Below are 17,004 nucleotides of genomic sequence, written 5' to 3'. Positions count from 1 at the left end.
ACCTCCTGGGAACTCTTCGGCTACGGGCTTTACTCGGCGCCGAGACCGGCGTCGCTGACGGTCGGCTCGCCCGCGGCCTTCAGGACCTTGTTCAGCGGGGCGAGGTCGTAGATGCCGGCCAGCTTCGGGCTCTGCAGCAGGCCCGCCATGACCGCGTGTTGCGCCTGGGCGTCGAGGGTCGAGGCCAGCGGGTCGTCGGTGATCCGGATGGACTTCCACGCCGGGTCCAGGACGTTCTCCGGCAGTTCCTTGCCGGAGTCGATGCCCAGCTGCTTGTTCGCCGCGGCCTTCGCCTCGTCCGGGTTGGCGTTGATCCACTTGTTGGTGTCCACGGAGGCCTTCAGGACCGCCTCGACGGCCTTCGGGTGCTCCGTGAGGAACTTCTGCGACACGATGATGTTCGTGATCACGAACTTCTTGTCGGGCCACAGCGACGCCTCGTCCAGCAGCACCTTGGCACCCTCGGCGACCAGCTTGGACGCGGTCGGCTCCGGCACCCAGGCGCCGTCGATGGAGCCGGACTTGTAGGCGTCGGGGGTGATCTTGTTGTCGGTGCGGACCACGGAGACGTCGCCCTTGCCGCTCTGCGCGTCGACCTTCCAGCCCTGTTCCGCGATCCAGTTGAGGAACGCCACGTCCTGCGTGTTGCCCAGCTGCGGGGTCGCGATCTTCTTGCCCTTGACGTCCTCCAGGGACTTGATCTTCGCCGGGTTGACCACCAGCTTGACCCCGCCGGAGGCCGAACCGCCGATGATGCGCAGGCTCTTGCCGGCCGACTTGGTGTAGCCGTTGATCGCCGGGGACGGGCCGATCCAGCCGATGTCGATGGAGCCGGAGTTGAGGGCCTCGATCTCGGACGGCCCGGCGTTGAAGACCGACGGCTTGACGACCGTCGCGCCCAACTCCTTCTGGAAGAAGCCCTTCTGCACCCCGACCAGCGCGGTCGCGTGCGTCAGGTTGCCGAAGTAGCCGATCCTGACCGAGTCGAGACCGTCGGTCTTCTCGGCCCCGGCGGCCACCTTCTGCTTGGCGCCGTCGTCGTCGGCCTGGGAGCCGTAGCCGCAGGCGGCGAGCGCGAGCAGGGGCAGGGCGGCGACCACGGCGAGGCCGCGGCGCAGTACGGGCCCGGGGGAGCCCCCGGTCGGGCGGTTGCGGAACGGGGCACGGTTGGCTGGCACGGGAGGCTGTCCTCTCGCAGGCCCGGCGGTCACGCCCGTCAGGTCGTGGCCGGGAGGTCGGCAGGTCTTCGTCTACGCGGGGGGTGGGGGGTGAGGGCGCGCGGGCAGTGCGCGTACGTCAGCGCACACATCGGGCCACTCCGCCCTGTCCGCTGCCGAGGGCGCCGCTGCCGACGCGGCCGCCCTCCTTGGCGAACGTCGAGTAGAAGTCGGGGGAGTTCATGGTCAGAAGTCCCAGCCGTCCTCGTCCGCCGCGTCCTTGACCGGTACCGGCGAGGCGAACGACTCGCCGACCATGCCCGCGGTGAGCGTGGTGCCGTCGGAGGGGTCGATCAGGATGAACGAGCCGGTGCGCCGCGAGTCGGCGTAGGAGTCGACCGGCAGCGGCTCGGCGGTGCGGATCTTCACCCGGCCGATGTCGTTGGCGACGAGCTGCCCGGGGTGCGGGTGCAGGGACAGGTCGTCCAGGGTGAGCCGGGACGGGATGTCCTTGACGATCGCCTTGACCGTGCGGGTGCCGTGCTTGAGCAGCACCCGGTGGCCGACGGTCAGCGGCTGGTCGGCGACGTGGCAGACGGTCGCCTCCACGTCCTGGGTGGTGGCGGGCGCGTCCTTGCTCGGCACCATCAGGTCGCCGCGCGAGACGTCGATGTCGTCCTGGAGCAGGACCGTCACCGACTGCGTCGTCCAGGCCACGTCGACCGGCTCACCGAGCAGGTCGATGCCGGAGATCCGGGTGGTGCGGCCGGACGGCAGCACCGTGACCTCGTCGCCGACCCGGAAGCTGCCGGCGGCGATCTGGCCGGCGTAGCCGCGGTAGTCGGGGTGCTCGGCGGTCTGCGGCCGGATCACGTACTGCACGGGCAGTCGTGCGTGGCAGTGCGCCAGGTCGTGGCTGACCGGGACCGTCTCCAGGTGCTCCAGGACGGTCGGGCCGCCGTACCAGTCCATGGTCGCGGACGGCTCCACCACGTTGTCGCCGACCAGCGCCGAGATCGGGATCGCGGTGACCTCGGGGACGCCCAGTTCGGTGGCGTACGCCGTGAACTCCTCGGCGATCGCGGCGAACACGGACTCCCGGTAGTCGACCAGGTCCATCTTGTTCACGGCCAGGACCACGTGCGGCACGCGCAGCAGCGCGGCGATCGCCGCGTGCCGGCGGGTCTGCTCCACCACGCCGTTGCGGGCGTCCACCAGGATCACCGTCAGTTCGGCGGTGGACGCGCCGGTGACCATGTTCCGCGTGTACTGCACATGGCCCGGGGTGTCCGCGAGGATGAACCGGCGGCGCGGGGTGGCGAAGTAGCGGTAGGCCACGTCGATGGTGATGCCCTGCTCGCGCTCGGCGCGCAGCCCGTCCGTCAGCAGCGCGAGGTCCGGGGCCTGCTGGCCGCGGCTCGCGGAGGCACGCTCCACGGCCTCCAGCTGGTCGGCGAGGACCGACTTGGAGTCGTGCAGCAGCCGGCCCACCAGGGTGGACTTGCCGTCGTCGACGGAGCCGGCGGTCGCGAACCGCAGCAGGGTCGTGGCCGCCAGGTCCGTGGTCGTGGTCGTGGTCATCTCTAGAAGTACCCCTCGCGCTTGCGGTCTTCCATCGCGGCCTCGGACAGCTTGTCGTCGGCCCGGGTGGCGCCGCGCTCGGTGAGGCGCGAGGCGGCGATCTCGGTGATCACCTTCTCGATGGTGTCGGCGTCGGAGTCCACGGCGCCGGTGCACGACATGTCGCCGACGGTGCGGTAGCGCACGAGCCGCTTCTCCACGGCCTCGTCGTCCTTGGGGCCACCCCAGTCGCCTGCGGTCAGCCACATGCCGTCGCGCCGGAAGACCTCGCGCGTGTGGGCGTAGTAGATCCCGGGCAGCTCGATGCCCTCGCGGGCGATGTACTGCCACACGTCCAGCTCGGTCCAGTTGGACAGCGGGAACACCCGGACGTGCTCGCCGGGCGCGTGCCGGCCGTTGTAGAGGTTCCACAGCTCGGGCCGCTGACGGCGCGGGTCCCACTGGGAGAACTCGTCCCGCAGCGAGAACACCCGCTCCTTGGCGCGGGCCTTCTCCTCGTCGCGGCGGCCGCCGCCGAAGACCGCGTCGAACCGCTCGGACTGGATCTTCTCGGTCAGCGGGAGGGTCTGGAGCGGGTTGCGGGTGCCGTCCGCGCGCTCCTTGAGGACGCCACGGTCGATGTAGTCCTGCACGGAGGCGACGTGCAGCCGCAGGCCGTGCCCGGCCACCGTGCGGTCGCGGTAGTCGAGGACCTCGGGGAAGTTGTGCCCGGTGTCCACGTGCAGCAGCGAGAAGGGGACCGCGGCGGGCCTGAACGCCTTCAGCGCCAGGTGCAGCATGACGATGGAGTCCTTGCCCCCGGAGAACAGGATCACCGGGTTCTCGAACTCGCCCGCCACCTCGCGGAAGATGTGCACCGCCTCGGATTCCAGCGCGTCCAGATGGGAGAGGGCGTACGGACTGCCCGTCCCCTCGTCGCCCGCCTTGGTCTTGGCGACGGTCGTCATGCCAGTCCCCTCTCGCTGAGCAGCGTGTGCACGGAAGCCGCCGACTCCCGGACCGTCTGGTGCTGCGACTCGACGCGCAGGTCCGGCGACAGGGGCTCCTCGTACGGGTCGTCGACGCCCGTCAGTCCTGTCAGTTCGCCCGCGGCCTGCTTGGCGTACAGACCCTTCACATCGCGTACGGAGCACACCTCGACCGGGGTGGCGACGTGCACCTCCAGGTACGCCGTGCCGTTCTTCGCGTGCCATTCGCGCACCGCGTCGCGGCTGTCGGAGTACGGCGCGATCACCGGGACCAGCGCCTTGACGCCGTTGCGGGCGAGCAGTTCGGCGACGAAGCCGATGCGCCGCACGTTGGTGTGCCGGTCCGCGCGGCTGAAGCCGAGGCCCGCGGAGAGGAACTCGCGGATCTCGTCGCCGTCGAGCACCTCGACACGGTGGCCCTCCGCACGCAGCCGCCCGGCCAGTTCGTGCGCGATGGTGGTCTTGCCGGCGCTCGGCAGACCCGTGAGCCAGACGGTGGCTCCGGTCGTCACGTGTGTCTCCCTGTGTCTGGAAGCGGTCGTGGAAAGCACGGTCATGGGTCAGCCGTGCAGTCCGCATTCGGTCTTGGCGCTGCCCGCCCAGCGGCCGGCGCGCGCGTCCTCGCCCTCCAGCAGGCGCCGGGTGCAGGGCGCGCAGCCCACGGAGCCGTAGCCGTCCATCAGCAACGGGTTGGTGAGGACGCCGTGTTCGGCGACGTAGGCGTCCACGTCGTCCTGGGTCCAGCGGGCGATCGGGGAGATCTTGACCTTCCGCCGCTTCTCGTCCCAGCCGACGACCGGCGTGTTCGCCCGGGTCGGGGACTCGTCGCGGCGCAGCCCGGTCGCCCACGCCGTGTAGCCCTTCAGGCCCTCCTCCAGCGGCCGCACCTTGCGCAGTCGGCAGCACAGGTCCGGATCACGGTCGTGCAGCTTCGGGCCGTACTCGGCGTCCTGTTCGGCGACCGTCCGCTCCGGGGTGAGGGTGATGACGTGGACGTTCATCACGGCCTCGACCGCGTCGCGGGTGCCGATGGTCTCCGGGAAGTGGTAGCCGGTGTCGAGGAACACCACGTCCACGCCCGGCATCGCACGGGAGGCGAGGTGGGCGACCACCGCGTCCTCCATGGACGAGGTGACGCAGAACCGGCGGCCGAAGGTGCCGGTGGCCCACTGGAGGATCTCCAGCGCGGAGGCGTCCTCCAGATCGTGGCCGGCCTGTTCGGCCAGCGCCTTCAACCCGGCTTCCACGCCTGCTTCCGGAGTCGTGGTCATATCCCCTCGTCCCCTTCCTGGCCGGCTCGCCCGACGCCCCGGGCGAGCAGCCCGAGGAACTTCAGCCGGAAGGCCCGGTTGCATCCCGCGCACTCCCAGGCACCGTGGCCCTCCTCGTTGGGACGGAGGTCCTCCTCGCCGCAGTACGGGCAGTAGAAGGGGGCGGCCCGCTCGCTCATGACAGCTCCTCCTCGGACGCCCGCGCGGCCCAGGCGGCGAACCGCTCGCCGTCCTCGCGCCGCTCCTGGAAGCGGGTCAGGACCCGCTCGATGTAGTCGGGCAGCTCCCGCGCCGTCACCTTCAGCCCGCGCACCTTCCGGCCGAAGCCGGGCTCCAGGCCGAGCGCGCCGCCCAGGTGCACCTGGTAGCCCTCGACCTGCTCGCCCCGGTCGTCGACGACCAGTTGGCCCTTGAGGCCGATGTCCGCCACCTGGATGCGGGCGCAGGCGTTGGGGCAGCCGTTGAGGTTGATGGTGATCGGCTCGTCGAAGTCCGGCAGGCGGCGCTCCAGTTCGTCGATCAGCGTGGCGCCGCGCGCCTTGGTCTCGACGATGGCGAGCTTGCAGAACTCGATGCCGGTGCAGGCCATGGTGCCGCGCCGGAACGTGGACGGCCGGGCGGTGAGGTCCAGCGCCTCCAGACCCGCGACCAGCGAGTCGACCTGGTCCCCCTCGACGTCGAGGATGATCATCTTCTGCTCGACGGTGGTACGGACCCGTCCCGAGCCGTGCGCCTCGGCCAGTTCGGCGATCTTCGTCAGGGTGGCGCCGTCGACGCGGCCGACCCGCGGGGCGAAACCGACGTAGTGACGGCCGTCGTTCTGCCGGTGCACCCCGACGTGGTCGCGCCACCGCTGGACCGGCTCCTCGGGGGCGGGCCCGTCGACGAGCCCGCGCTTCAGGTACTCGTCCTCCAGTACCTGGCGGAACTTCTCCGCGCCCCAGTCGGCGACCAGGAACTTCAGCCGGGCCCGGTTGCGCAGCCGCCGGTAGCCGTAGTCACGGAAGATCGACAGGACGCCCTCGTAGACGTCCGGGACCTCCTCCAGCGGTACCCAGGCGCCCAGCCGCACGCCCAGCTTGGGGTTCGTGGACAGGCCGCCGCCGACCCACAGGTCGAAGCCGGGCCCGTGCTCGGGGTGGCGTACGCCCACGAACGCGACGTCGTTGATCTCGTGGACCACGTCGAGCAGCGGGGAGCCGGAGATGGCCGTCTTGAACTTCCGGGGGAGGTTCGAGTAGGCCTTGTTGCCCAGGACGCGGCGCTGTATCTCCTCCAGCGCCGGGGTGGCGTCGACGATCTCGTCCTCGGCGATGCCGGCGACGGGGGAGCCGATCATCACGCGCGGGGTGTCGCCGCAGGCGGTGACCGTGGACAGGCCGACGGCCTCCAGGCGGTTCCAGATCTCCGGCACGTCCTCGATCCGGATCCAGTGGTACTGGATGTTCTGCCGGTCGGTGATGTCGGCGGTGCCGCGCGCGAACTCCTGCGAGACCTCGCCGATGACCCGCAGCTGCCGGGTGGTCAGCCGGCCGCCGTCGATGCGCACACGCATCATGAAGTAGCGGTCGTCCAGCTCCTCCGGCTCCAGGATCGCGGTCTTGCCGCCGTCGATGCCGGGCTTGCGCTGGGTGTACAGCCCCCACCAGCGCATCCGGCCGCGCAGGTCGTTGGGGTCGATCGAGTCGAAACCGCGCTTGGAGTAGATCGTCTCAATGCGCGTCCGCACATTGAGACCGTCGTCGTCCTTCTTGAACTGTTCGTTGCCGTTGAGCGGGGTCAGGTGCCCCACGGCCCACTGCCCCTCGCCGCGGTGACGGCTCACCTTGCGGCGGGGCGCGGTGGGGTTCTGCGGAGAGGCGGCCATGGTCGATACGTCCTTCGGGACAGCGGGAATGCGGCTCTTACCTGCGCGGGCGCAGGGCACATCGGCAGACGGGCAGGCGTGCGCGTCTGTGCGCAGGTGGGAAAAGCGGGGGAAGCTGAAAAAGCAGCAAAACAGGAAAACCGGAAAACCGGAAAAGCGGGAGAACCGGTGGACCCGGGCCCGTGGCCGTCAGGCCACAGCGGGTGACGTCAGCTCGCCGGACAGATGGCGCTGGACATGCGGCCGTGGTCGACGTGCCGTCGGCTCACCAAGGCGACTCCAGTTCCAGACATGGTGGAAAGCCTGGCATGGCGATCTGGACAGCGTCCAGCTTCGTCCGACATGCGGACACCCCTGTCCCGGGATTCGGGACAGGGGTGTCGTTCGGCGCGTCGGCCGCGATCGTGCGCGCACCCGCAGGTCAGGCCGGGTACGCCCCCGGCCAGGGGCCCGGAGTGGCCACCTCCGTCTCCTCCTCGACCTTGGTGTCGAAGAGCTTGAAGCCACGGCGCTGGTAGTTGTCCATTGCGAACTCGCCGTCCTTGCTGCACGTGTGCAGCCACACCCGCTTCGTCGGCGTCCGCCCGGGCCAGCGGTCGGCCAGGTCCCAGGCGCGGGCGGTGCCGCAGGACAGCAGGTGGCCGCCGATCCGCCGGCCGCGGAAGGCCTCGATCAGCCCGAAGTAGACGATCTCCACGACGCCCTCGTCCTGCGCCTCCAGTTCGACGTAACCCGCCGGAGTGCCGCGGTCGTACGCCACCCATGTCTCGACACCCGGACGCTCCAGGTGCTCCCGCCACCGCGCGTATGTCCAGCCCAGCCGGTCCGTCCAGCGGATGTCGCCGCCGACCGAGGCGTACAGGAACCGGCTGAACTCGGGGGAGGGAACCTCGGACCGTACGACCCGTACGTCCCCCTCGGGCACGGCGGCCGGCAGGAGGTCGGTCGGGGAGGTCTGCTCCAGGGACCAGGTGGTCACGGCGATGCTCGTCATGCCGGTCAGGGAATCATCCGCGCCGGGCCCGTGTCGATCGGGAGTGCGGGGTCTCACCCGGGACGCGCCCACCGGCCGGGCGCGGTTCCCGTGCGACGGCCCCGGCGCGGTTCCCGCTCGACGGCCTGGCCCGGCTCCGTGCGACGGCCTGGCGCAGCCCCCGTGCGACGGCCTAGTGCTGTGGCCGGGAAGGTTTGCCGGGAAGCTCGCGGCGTCCGGTGCCGGGGGCACCTCCCACGCCGTTCAGGCAGTGGGGGAGACTCGCGAGGCGGAGCATTGCCCGCGTACTGGATGTACTCGGGTGATGCGACAACGCGGCGTGGGGGTACCCCCGGCCGAAGGCTGGGGGAGTGCCGTGCCGGGCGTCGCGAGCCGGTGAACCTTTCCGGCCACAGTACTAGCGCAGCTCCCGTTCGACCGAGGACAGCGGCAGCGCGAACAGCATCCGGCCCGACAGGGACCAGACGTCGCCGGTCTCCTGCCAGTAGGACAGGGAGCCGGTGCCGTCGCCCCAGCAGCGGTGGGTGTCCTCGGATCCGCACTCGGCGGCCTTCGCGCCGCGCTCGTCCTGCCGCCACAGCGTGCCGTGGGTGCCCTCGTCCGCGGGGCGGCCCAGGTACCAGTCCGGCGTCGCGGACGGGCCCGGACGGTGCGACAGGACACCCCGGACGTCCTCCGCCTTCGTCCCGTAGGCCTCGTCCGAGGCCACCGTGCCGCCGGAGTCGGTGGCCAGCAGGCCGGAGCGGAGGGGGTCCCGGCTGAAGGAGTAGCGCCACAGGCGCGTGTGGCGGCCGCCGTCCGTGGGCGCGGCCTGACTCGCGACCAGGCTGGCCGGCGCGGAGCTGCGGTCCAGGGAGAGGCCGTCCGGGCAGGGCAGCGCGGACAGGTCCGCACCGGCCGCCCGGACGCAGTTGCCGTCGGCCGGGCGGTAGGAGGCCACCGCGGGCAGCACCCACCGGTAGCCGTGCGCCGACCACCCGCCCGGCACCCGGCCCACCTCCCGGCCGTCGACCGTGGCGCGGTGGATGCGGCGCAGGTCGTAGACGTACAGCGCGTCGCGCTCGCCGCCGGAGGTGGTGACCAGCAGTTTGTCCCGGTACCAGACCATCCCCGACACGCGCGAGACGAGCCCGCGGAAGTCGCGTCCGCCGTCGACCGGGACGGCGAGCAGCGCCCAGGTGTAGGTGAGGTGACCGGGATCGTCGGCGTTGACGAAGGCCACCCGGGCCAGTCCGCGCCCGTCGTCGGTGTCGTGCGTCCAGCCGGAGAGGATCACCCGGTGGGCGCCCCACCGGCCGCTGTCCTCGGCGTCCCCCGAGGTGGTCACCGACTCCGGCCGCCACCGGCGGGTGGCGGAATCCGCGGGGTCCCAGCAGTACGCGCGCGTGGCCGCCGGCTCGAGGGGCAGCGCCTCCTTCTCGTGGGCGCTGCACTCGTCCGCGTCGCGCAGCGAGCGGTCGGCGCCGCTGAGCACCGTGCCGACTCCGACCGGCCGGCCCATCGCCGCGGCGAGCCGGTCGAGGGACCGCTGCGGCACCGGCTGCTCGGTCAGCCGCAGCCGGCCGAGCTCGGCGGACGAGGTGAGCGGCTTCAGGGCCCCGGGGTCGTCGGCGACCGTGGCCTGCGAGGTGCTGATCATGGTGGCGGCAGCGGTCAGCGCGAGGCCGGCCCCGGCCAGGACCGCGCGCAGCGCCCTGCCCCGTCTGCGCCTGCGGTGTCTGCCGCGCTGCTTCATACAGCCCCCTTTTCAGGGCTCGGTCCGCCTCCGGGACGCCAGTTCCGCGCACACGGGCCAACTGCTTCGGGAGGTCCGAGCGTTGACCGAGTAGCGGCTGGGGCGACCCTGTGGCGATGCTACGGCAGTCGGGCCCGCGACAGGTCGAAGACCCTGCAATTATGCGGAAGATGCCACCCTGGAGCCGAACCCTTGACCTACCGGGGCCACCGGGGTCACCCACCCGCGCCACTCACGGCACCGTGATGACACGCTCCCCTCGTATCGCCGGTGCCGCCGAGGGGGGAGGAGGTCGTCGGGGTCGTCCGGGTCGTCCGGGGGGAGCAGTTCGACGTCGGTGCGCTCGCGGAAGCGGCAGGGGCGGTGCTCCAGAAACGGGCCCAGACAGCGTCGTACCCGCGACATCCCGGCGCGGACGGTCACCTTGCGGGCCGGGTCGCCGAACACGGCCCCGGCCGGCTGCGAGGCGCTGCGGCCGGTGCGGTGCACGGCGAGCGGACAGAACAATTCGGCGGGGCGCGGGCTCAGTTCGTGGATCCAGGAGTCCTCGCCGCCCAGGACGGTCACCGGCCGGCGGCGCGGCCGGGCCGGGTCCAGCACGATCCGGGCTCCGTCGTGCGGGGCCGGTCCCCCACGGGCCCGTGCCAACCAGCGGTCCACCGGCGGCTCCAGAGAACACAGGCCGGCCGCGGGCGGCCACACGGGGCCCGCCGAGCGGGACTTGGACCGTGGGATTCGCGCCGCGTACGGCATTCCGGCCACCACCGCCGCCGCCGTCGCCGTCCGGCCCACGGCCGCGACCCGCACCCCCGCCGCCGCGACCGCGGCGGTTCCGCGTCCACCACTGCCCGGCCGTCCCGCCGGGCCGGCACCGGCGCCGCGACCGCCCGCAGCCGCTCCAGCGAGGCCGGATGCGGCTCCCGCAGCCTCGCCCCGCCCGGTTCCGCCACTGAGCCGACCCGGATCGGCGTGCCCGATCACCGGGCGCGGTGCCACCCGCGCGCGCCGGCCGGTGAGCGTCACCGAGCGGGTCTCGCTGAGCGACCCTGCCGCCTGCGCCGGATCGACGGCGGCGAGCTGCGCGACGTCCACCGGTCTCTTCGCCACTGAGTCCCCCCGTGAAAGAGGTCCGGACAACCGGCCTCCCGGGGCGCCCCGGCCCTGCGGGCGTGCACGGTCGCGCCCCTTCCGGCCGCCCCGTGCACCGTGCTGCCCGGCCGCGCCGGAAGGATGCGGTCCGCTCACGCGGACGCGCAAGTTGCAACCCCTTGCAACCCTGGTGAAACAGGCTTGAGCTCATTGAAACTTGTCCAACGCCGCCGTGTGCGGCGTATACGGCCTGGAACGGGCCTGAAGTGCGGGGGTGGTGCCGTGTCGGCGCAGCACCACCCCCGCGTCAGTGCGCGGGGCGCGCCCGTTCCACCACCGCCGCCAGGTTCAGGGTGTGCGGCAGCGCCCCGAAGGCGGCGCCCCACTCGCCGCCCAGCCGCGAGGCGCAGAACGCGTCGGCGACGTCCGGCGGCGCGTACCGCACCAGCAGTGCCCCCTGGAGTACCAGCGCCAGCCGCTCGGTCAGCCGCCGGGCCCGGGCCTCGGCGCCCTCCAGATCGGCGAGTTCGGTGAGCAACTGCTTGATCGCCGTGTCGAGACGGTGGTCGGCGCCGCGCGACAGGCCCACCTCCCGCAGATAGGCGTCGAGCGCCTGCGGCTCCCGCGTCAGCGCCCGCAGTACGTCCAGCGCCTGTACGTTCCCGGCGCCCTCCCAGATCGAGTTGAGCGGCGACTCACGCACCAGGCGCGGCATCCCGGACTCCTCCACGTACCCGTTGCCGCCCAGGCACTCGGAGGCCTCCACCGCCAGCGGCGCGCACCGCTTGGTGACCCAGTACTTGGCGGCCGGCACCGCGATCCGCAGCAGCGCCCGCTCCTGCTCGCCCCCGTCGTCGTAGGCGGCCGCCAGGCGCAGCGCGAGCGTCGTCGCCGCCTCCGACTCCAGCGCGAGGTCGGCCAGCACGTTGCGCATCAGCGGCTTGTCGACGAGCTTGCCGCCGAACGCCTCGCGGTGCCCGCAGTGGTGCACCGCCTGCGCCACCGCCTGCCGCATCAGCCCCGCCGACCCGAGCACGCAGTCCAGCCGGGTCGCCGCGACCATCTCGATGATGGTGCGCACCCCGCGCCCCTCCTCGCCGACCCGGCGCGCCCAGGTCCCGTCGAACTCGACCTCGGCGGAGGCGTTCGACCGGTTGCCCAGCTTGTCCTTGAGCCGCTGGATCAGGAACACGTTGCGCGTGCCGTCCGCCAGCACCCGCGGCACCAGGAAACAGGTCAGCCCTCCCGGGGCCTGCGCCAGCACGAGGAACCCGTCCGACATCGGCGCCGAGCAGAACCACTTGTGCCCGGTCAGCTCGTAGGCGCCGTCCTCGGCGAGCGGCCTGGCCGCGGTGGTGCCCGCCCGTACGTCGCTGCCGCCCTGCTTCTCGGTCATCCCCATCCCGAACAGCGCCCCGGCCTTCAGCTGCCCGGGCCGCAGTTCGCGTTCGTAGACCACGGACGTCAGCCGCGGCTCCCACTCGGCGGACAGCTCCGGGTCGGTGCGCAGCGCGGGCACGGCCGCGTGGGTCATCGACAGCGGGCAGCAGGTGCCGGCCTCGACCTGCGTCCACACCAGGAAGGCGGCCGCCCGCCGCACATGCCCGGCCGGACGGTCCCAGGCCGCGGTCAGCCCGGCCGAGACGCCCTTGCCGAGGAGCCGGTGCCAGGCCGGGTGGAACTCGACCTCGTCGACGCGGTGGCCGTAGCGGTCGTGGGTGCGCAGCCTCGGCGGGTTCTCGTTGGCCTGCGCTCCCCACTCCTGCACCTGGGCGGAGCCGGCGGCCCGCCCGAGCGTCGTCAGCTCCGCGCGCACCTCGTCGAGCAGCCCCGCCTCCACGTGCCGTCCGACGGCCTCGGCCAGGGCCTGATCGGCGGCGAAGACGTCGTACCCGACCAGCGGCGGCGGCTGGTTGGTCACGGTGTGCGTGCTGGGTGCCATACGACGGAACCTACCGTTCCTGAAGACTGAGCGGGAGCGAGTGCTGGTGCCAGGACTCATGCTCAGCCGCGGGCCCCGAACGGGCCCGCCGGACCCCGGCAGAGGTCCTGCCTGAGGGCCGCCCCCGGCGGGTGACGGGGAGCGGGGCCGACGGAGATACCTTTGGCTCGTGCAGCAGTCAGCCAGCGAAACCCCCGAAAGGCCCTCCGGCCGCCTCCACCGGGCACGAGCCCTCTACCGGAACGTATCCAAACGCAGGACCGCCTGGCTGCTGCTGAAGGACACCGTCAACTCGTGCATGGAGTACCGGATCCTGGGGCTGGCGGCCGAGGCGGCGTTCTTCTCCCTGCTGTCCGTGCCGCCGCTGCTGCTGAGCCTGATCGGACTGCTCTTCTACGTCGACACCTGGACCGGCGCGCACACCATCGCCAGCCTGGAGCGCAACATCCTGGACGCCTCCCGTACGGTCCTGTCCGACCAGGGGGTCAAGGAGATCACTCAGCCGATCCTGCGGGACGTGATGAAGGGCGGCCGGCCCGACGTGATCTCCATCGGCTTCGTGTTCGCCCTGTGGTCGGGCTCGCGCGCGGTGAACGTCTTCATCGACACCATCACCGTCATGTACGGCCTCGACGGCGTGCGCGGCATCGTCAAGACCCGGCTGCTGGCCTTCGGTCTGTTCATCGTGGCCCTGCTGATCGGCTCCATCGCGCTGCCGCTGATGGTGGCCGGCCCGGACGCGGTGGTGCGGATCGTGCCGTGGTCGACGACGCTCGTCCAGATCCTGTACTGGCCGGTCGTGATCGTGCTGTCCGTCGTGTTCCTGACCACGCTGTACCACGTGTCCGTGCCGGTGCGCTCCGCGTGGACAGAGGACGTGCCCGGCGCCCTGGTCGCCCTGGCCATGTGGGTGGTGTGCAGCTTCCTGCTGCGCATCTACCTCACCAGCACCGTCGAGGGCCCGACCATCTACGGCTCACTCGCCGCGCCGGTCGCCGTGCTGCTGTGGATCGGTGTGTCCGCGTTCGCCGTGCTCGTCGGGGCGGCGGTCAACGCCGCCATCGACCGGGTCTGGCCGGCCGCCGCCACGGCCCTGGCGCGCGCCGCCAACGAGCGGGTGCGCGAGGCGCAGATCGCCGAGTACGTCGCCCGCGCCGCCGCGACCCGCGAGAACGAGCCCGACGACCCGGAGGACCCCGACATGCCCGCGGAGTTCCCCGAGCGGTGGTCGCGCTTCCTGCCCCCGGAGGACGTGACGGCACGGCTGCGGGCCCATGTGAAGACCACGCACACGCGGAGCCCGCACAAGGACGACCAGAACGGCTCGTCGAAAGGGTGACCGGCCCGACGGGCCGCCGCGCCGCCCGGGGCCGCCCGGGACCTCCCGTGGCCTCCCGTCGGGGCCCGGCGGCGGCGTAGGGTCGTCCGCCATGGACCGCCGACTCCTCGTCCACACCCGTACCGCCGACTACCGCCACGACTCCATCCCGGACGCCGTCGACGCGCTGCGTGCCCTCGACGGCTTCGAGGTCGAGCACACCGAGGACCCCGAGGCCCTCGCCCGGCCCCTGGAGCGGTACGCCGTCGTCGTCTTCCTCTCCACCAGCGGCGAGGTGCTCACCCCGGCCGGCCGGAAGCGCCTCGCCGCGTACGTCGAGCGGGGCGGCGGGTTCGTCGGCGTGCACGCGGCGGCCTGTACGGAGTACGACTGGCCGTACTACGGCGAACTGCTCGGCGCCCGGTTCGCCCGGCACCCGGAGTACCAGCCGGGCCGGGTCCTGGTCGAGGACCGCGACCATCCGGCCACCCGGCACCTGCCCGCCGAGTGGGCCTTCACCGACGAGTGGTACGACTTCCGCACCAACCCGCGCGGCGCCGTACGGGTCCTGGCCCGCGCCGACGAGTCGTCGTACCGCGGCGGGGGCATGGGCACCGACCACCCCCTGGTGTGGTGCCGCGAACAGGGCCGGGGCCGCGTCTTCTACACGGCGCTCGGCCATGCCTCCGAGGCCTACGCGGACCCGGACTTCCGGGCCCATCTGCGCGGCGGGATCGAGTGGGCGGTGGGGCCCGTCGCCGGGTGAGGTCCGGCCCGGGGCGCTACGGCCGCCGCCACCGTTTTCCTTGTCGGGACCGATCATTACCGGTATCGATCCGGTATCCCGCCCATGACCACCACGTCCGCCCTTTCCATCCTTAGCGAAGGAGACCTCCTGTGCTCGCCGACTCCTTCCCCGCGTCGTCCTCCACCCCGTGGATGGCGATCGTGCCGCTGGTGGCCCTCGTCCCCGCCGTCCCCTGCATGATCGACATCTCGCGGCACCCCGATACCAGCCAGCTCTCGCCCCTGGCATGGCTGGCCGTCTGCGCCTTCGGCAACGTGATCGGCCTGGTCGCCTATCTGAGGTTCGGCCGCAGCGAGAACCGCTAGCGCTCCACCGGACTTCCACCGGACGGCGGTGCCGGCACCCCGCGCCCGGAATACCGGAAGACGGCGGTGCGCTTCGGTGATACCGGTGTGAGACGCGGCGAAGGGCTGGTGGGCGCATGACGGCCGGCAGATCGGACCCCGTGGTCACCACCCCCTACGGGGCGGTGCGAGGCAGACATGAGCACGGAGTGGCCGTGTTCCGCGGCGTCCCGTACGCCGCACCCCCCTTCGGCCCCCGGCGGTTCCGGCCTCCGGTGCCGCCCGAGCCCTGGGACGGTGTGCGCGCCGCCGCCCTCTTCGGCCCGACCGCGCCGAAGCCTCCGTACTCCGAGGCCTTCGCCCGGTACCTGTCCGACCCCGTAGTCCCCGGCGACGACTGCCTCAACCTCAACGTGTGGACACCCGATCCGGACCCGGCAGCCCGGCTCCCCGTCATGGTTTGGCTGCACGGCGGCGCGCTCACCCGCGGCTCCTCCGCCGTGCCCGTCTACGACGGGCGTGCCTTCGCCCGTGACGGCGTCGTCCTGGTCTCCGTGAACTACCGGCTCGGCGTGGAGGGCTACGGACTCTTCCCGGACGCCCCCGCCAACCCCGGCCTGCGCGACCAGCTCGCCGCTCTGCGCTGGGTCCACGAGGCGATCGGGGCCTTCGGCGGCGATCCGGACCGGATCACCCTGTGCGGCCAGTCGGCCGGAGCCATCAGCATCGGCGCCCTCATCGCCGCCCCGCAGGCCCAGGGCCTGTTCCGCCGCGCGGTCCTCCAGAGCGGGCCGCCGGAGGCCGCCGACCGCGGCAACGTACGGCGGATGGTGCGGCGCATGGCGACCCGGCTGAAGGTGCCCGCCACCGCGGAGGCGTTCGCCGCCGTCGACCGGGACCTGCTGCTGCGCACCCAGGCCGAGGTCGGCCGGCTCGGCGGTCCGGTCCTCGGCGGGCCCGCCCTCGGCATCGTCGTCGACGGCGACCTCGTCCCGCGCGACCCGCTCCAGGCCCTGGTGGAGGGCGACGCGGCGCGGGGAGCGGACCTCCTCATGGGCTGGACCCGCGACGAGTACCGGCTGTGGCTGGTCCCGGGCGGGCTGCTGGAGCGCGTCGACCGGCTCGGTGCCGTCGCGCTGGCCGCCGCCATGGCCCGCTGCCACTGCGGACACGAGGTGGTCCGCGGCTACCGGGCGCTGCGCCCCGGGGCCGGCACCGCCGAGATCGTCGGGCAGCTGGTCACCGACCACCTGCTGCGCCGCCCGCTGCACCGCCTGGCCGACGCGCGTCCGGGCTCGTCGTACGTCTACGAGTTCGCCTGGCCCTCGCTGCTGCCGGACCTCGGTGCCTGCCACGCCCTGGAACTCGGCTTCGTCTTCGACACCGGCGACCTCTCGGACTCCCGCAGACTGGCCGGGGAGGGCGCCCCGCAGGAGCTGGCCGACGCCATGCACGCGGCCTGGGTCCGCTTCGCCACCGACGGCGACCCCGGCTGGCAGCCCTGGGACGCCACCCACCCGGTACACGTCTTCGGCGACGGCCCGCCCCACACCGTCCACGGCCCACGCGACGCCGAACTCGCCCTCTGGACCGCCGCCCCCGAGCCGCCGCCCACCCTCGACGGCACCCGGCCCCGCGCCACGGAACTCCGCGCGGTGGTACGACGCCTGCGCCGCCCGGGGGGCGTGGACGGCGTGAGCGGCCGCTGACGATTCTTCGCCGGGGGGAGGGAGCCACGGCAGCGTGAACTGGGCGGGCCCGCGACGACCGGCCGGGGCGTCGACAGCAACCGGGCGAACTCCGTGTTCGCCCCGGGCTGCGCCCGGCAGAAGCCGCCGCCGACCGGACGGGTGCGGGGCGGGGTGCGGGTGTTCTGACCGGTGGATTGCGCCGGGGAGGGGGCGGTGCTGCGGCTACGGGACCGACAGCACGCGGGCCACCGCTGTGATCACCTGGTTCGGTCCGGCAGGAGTCGCCGGCCGATGGTGGA

The 17,004-nt window shown here is 72.6% G+C and carries 15 protein-coding genes; 4 read left to right on the top strand and 11 right to left on the bottom strand.

Translation table 11 applies throughout. The annotated features are described in order from the left end of the window. Positions 1 to 29 precede the first annotated feature (29 nt). From TNCT6_RS05475 to TNCT6_RS05420, 11 genes are all read right to left on the bottom strand, one after another. Positions 30 to 1,178, bottom strand: coding sequence for an aliphatic sulfonate ABC transporter substrate-binding protein (locus tag TNCT6_RS05475; protein WP_373996154.1), 1,149 nt, complete (start codon positions 1,176 to 1,178; stop codon positions 30 to 32). Between the two features lie 225 nt (positions 1,179 to 1,403). After that, a complete protein-coding gene (locus tag TNCT6_RS05465) occupies positions 1,404 to 2,738 on the bottom strand; it encodes a sulfate adenylyltransferase subunit 1 (RefSeq protein WP_141357132.1) in 1,335 nt (444 codons plus the stop codon). A 2-nt stretch (positions 2,739 to 2,740) separates the two neighbouring features. After that, positions 2,741 to 3,685 carry a sulfate adenylyltransferase subunit CysD gene (gene cysD, locus TNCT6_RS05460; protein ID WP_141357130.1) on the bottom strand — a complete coding sequence of 315 codons (945 nt, stop codon included), beginning with the start codon at positions 3,683 to 3,685 and terminating at the stop codon, positions 2,741 to 2,743. Continuing rightward, on the bottom strand, positions 3,682 to 4,263 hold the full coding sequence (gene cysC, locus TNCT6_RS05455) for an adenylyl-sulfate kinase (protein ID WP_141357128.1): 582 nt from the start codon (positions 4,261 to 4,263) through the stop codon (positions 3,682 to 3,684). The genes cysD and cysC overlap by 4 nt, the downstream gene beginning before the upstream one ends. 3 nt (positions 4,264 to 4,266) lie before the next feature. Continuing rightward, entirely contained in the window at positions 4,267 to 4,977 is a 711-nt protein-coding gene (locus TNCT6_RS05450) for a phosphoadenylyl-sulfate reductase (protein ID WP_141357126.1), read from the bottom strand. Next, entirely contained in the window at positions 4,974 to 5,156 is a 183-nt protein-coding gene (locus tag TNCT6_RS05445; RefSeq protein WP_141357124.1) for a hypothetical protein, read from the bottom strand. Before TNCT6_RS05445 ends, TNCT6_RS05450 begins: the two co-directional genes overlap by 4 nt. Beyond that, positions 5,153 to 6,844 (bottom strand): nitrite/sulfite reductase, encoded by a 1,692-nt coding sequence (locus TNCT6_RS05440; RefSeq protein ID WP_141357123.1) that lies wholly within the window; start codon positions 6,842 to 6,844, stop codon positions 5,153 to 5,155. Before TNCT6_RS05440 ends, TNCT6_RS05445 begins: the two co-directional genes overlap by 4 nt. Before the next feature lie 421 nt (positions 6,845 to 7,265). Beyond that, the gene (locus tag TNCT6_RS05435; protein WP_141357121.1) at positions 7,266 to 7,838 is read right to left on the bottom strand and encodes a GNAT family N-acetyltransferase; all 573 of its coding nucleotides are present in this window, start codon (positions 7,836 to 7,838) and stop codon (positions 7,266 to 7,268) included. Between the two features lie 397 nt (positions 7,839 to 8,235). Continuing rightward, positions 8,236 to 9,573, bottom strand: coding sequence for a hypothetical protein (locus TNCT6_RS05430; protein WP_141357119.1), 1,338 nt, complete (start codon positions 9,571 to 9,573; stop codon positions 8,236 to 8,238). A gap of 159 nt (positions 9,574 to 9,732) precedes the next feature. After that, the gene (locus TNCT6_RS39760; RefSeq protein ID WP_172632806.1) at positions 9,733 to 10,680 is read right to left on the bottom strand and encodes a hypothetical protein; all 948 of its coding nucleotides are present in this window, start codon (positions 10,678 to 10,680) and stop codon (positions 9,733 to 9,735) included. Positions 10,681 to 10,969: 289 nt separating this feature from the next. Further along, positions 10,970 to 12,604, bottom strand: a complete 1,635-nt coding sequence (locus tag TNCT6_RS05420; protein WP_141357116.1) for an acyl-CoA dehydrogenase family protein — start codon at positions 12,602 to 12,604, stop codon at positions 10,970 to 10,972. Between the two features lie 169 nt (positions 12,605 to 12,773). Here TNCT6_RS05420 and TNCT6_RS05415 point away from each other — a divergent pair, with 169 nt between their 5' ends. The 4 genes from TNCT6_RS05415 (at position 12,774) to TNCT6_RS05400 (ending at position 16,723) form a co-directional block, all read left to right on the top strand. Then, positions 12,774 to 13,943: a YihY/virulence factor BrkB family protein gene (locus tag TNCT6_RS05415; protein ID WP_141357114.1), complete on the top strand. Its 1,170-nt coding sequence runs from the start codon at positions 12,774 to 12,776 to the stop codon at positions 13,941 to 13,943. 91 nt (positions 13,944 to 14,034) lie between these two features. Beyond that, on the top strand, positions 14,035 to 14,688 hold the full coding sequence (locus tag TNCT6_RS05410; protein WP_141357112.1) for a ThuA domain-containing protein: 654 nt from the start codon (positions 14,035 to 14,037) through the stop codon (positions 14,686 to 14,688). 131 nt (positions 14,689 to 14,819) lie between these two features. Continuing rightward, entirely contained in the window at positions 14,820 to 15,035 is a 216-nt protein-coding gene (locus TNCT6_RS05405) for a PLD nuclease N-terminal domain-containing protein (protein WP_141357110.1), read from the top strand. 116 nt (positions 15,036 to 15,151) lie between these two features. Then, positions 15,152 to 16,723, top strand: coding sequence for a carboxylesterase/lipase family protein (locus tag TNCT6_RS05400; protein ID WP_172632805.1), 1,572 nt, complete (start codon positions 15,152 to 15,154; stop codon positions 16,721 to 16,723). The last annotated feature ends 281 nt before the right edge of the window (positions 16,724 to 17,004 follow it).

Origin of the sequence: Streptomyces sp. 6-11-2, assembly GCF_006540305.1 — a bacterium.
GTDB lineage: Bacteria > Actinomycetota > Actinomycetes > Streptomycetales > Streptomycetaceae > Streptomyces.
Note: the sequence above shows the minus strand (reverse complement) of the source record. Positions and strands in the feature narration are given on the sequence as shown.

What these genes read in the sequence shown, in the direction of transcription:
- TNCT6_RS05430 (WP_141357119.1), bottom strand. Translation starts at nt 9,573, where the DNA reads ATGAAGCAGCGCGGCAGACACCGCAGGCGCAGACGGGGCAGGGCGCTG.
- TNCT6_RS05445 (WP_141357124.1), bottom strand. Translation starts at nt 5,156, where the DNA reads ATGAGCGAGCGGGCCGCCCCCTTCTACTGCCCGTACTGCGGCGAGGAG.
- TNCT6_RS05400 (WP_172632805.1), top strand. Translation starts at nt 15,152, where the DNA reads ATGACGGCCGGCAGATCGGACCCCGTGGTCACCACCCCCTACGGGGCG.
- cysD (WP_141357130.1), bottom strand. Translation starts at nt 3,685, where the DNA reads ATGACGACCGTCGCCAAGACCAAGGCGGGCGACGAGGGGACGGGCAGT.
- TNCT6_RS05440 (WP_141357123.1), bottom strand. Translation starts at nt 6,844, where the DNA reads ATGGCCGCCTCTCCGCAGAACCCCACCGCGCCCCGCCGCAAGGTGAGC.
- cysC (WP_141357128.1), bottom strand. Translation starts at nt 4,263, where the DNA reads ATGACCGTGCTTTCCACGACCGCTTCCAGACACAGGGAGACACACGTG.
- TNCT6_RS05465 (WP_141357132.1), bottom strand. Translation starts at nt 2,738, where the DNA reads ATGACCACGACCACGACCACGGACCTGGCGGCCACGACCCTGCTGCGG.
- TNCT6_RS05410 (WP_141357112.1), top strand. Translation starts at nt 14,035, where the DNA reads ATGGACCGCCGACTCCTCGTCCACACCCGTACCGCCGACTACCGCCAC.
- TNCT6_RS05450 (WP_141357126.1), bottom strand. Translation starts at nt 4,977, where the DNA reads ATGACCACGACTCCGGAAGCAGGCGTGGAAGCCGGGTTGAAGGCGCTG.
- TNCT6_RS05435 (WP_141357121.1), bottom strand. Translation starts at nt 7,838, where the DNA reads ATGACGAGCATCGCCGTGACCACCTGGTCCCTGGAGCAGACCTCCCCG.
- TNCT6_RS05420 (WP_141357116.1), bottom strand. Translation starts at nt 12,604, where the DNA reads ATGGCACCCAGCACGCACACCGTGACCAACCAGCCGCCGCCGCTGGTC.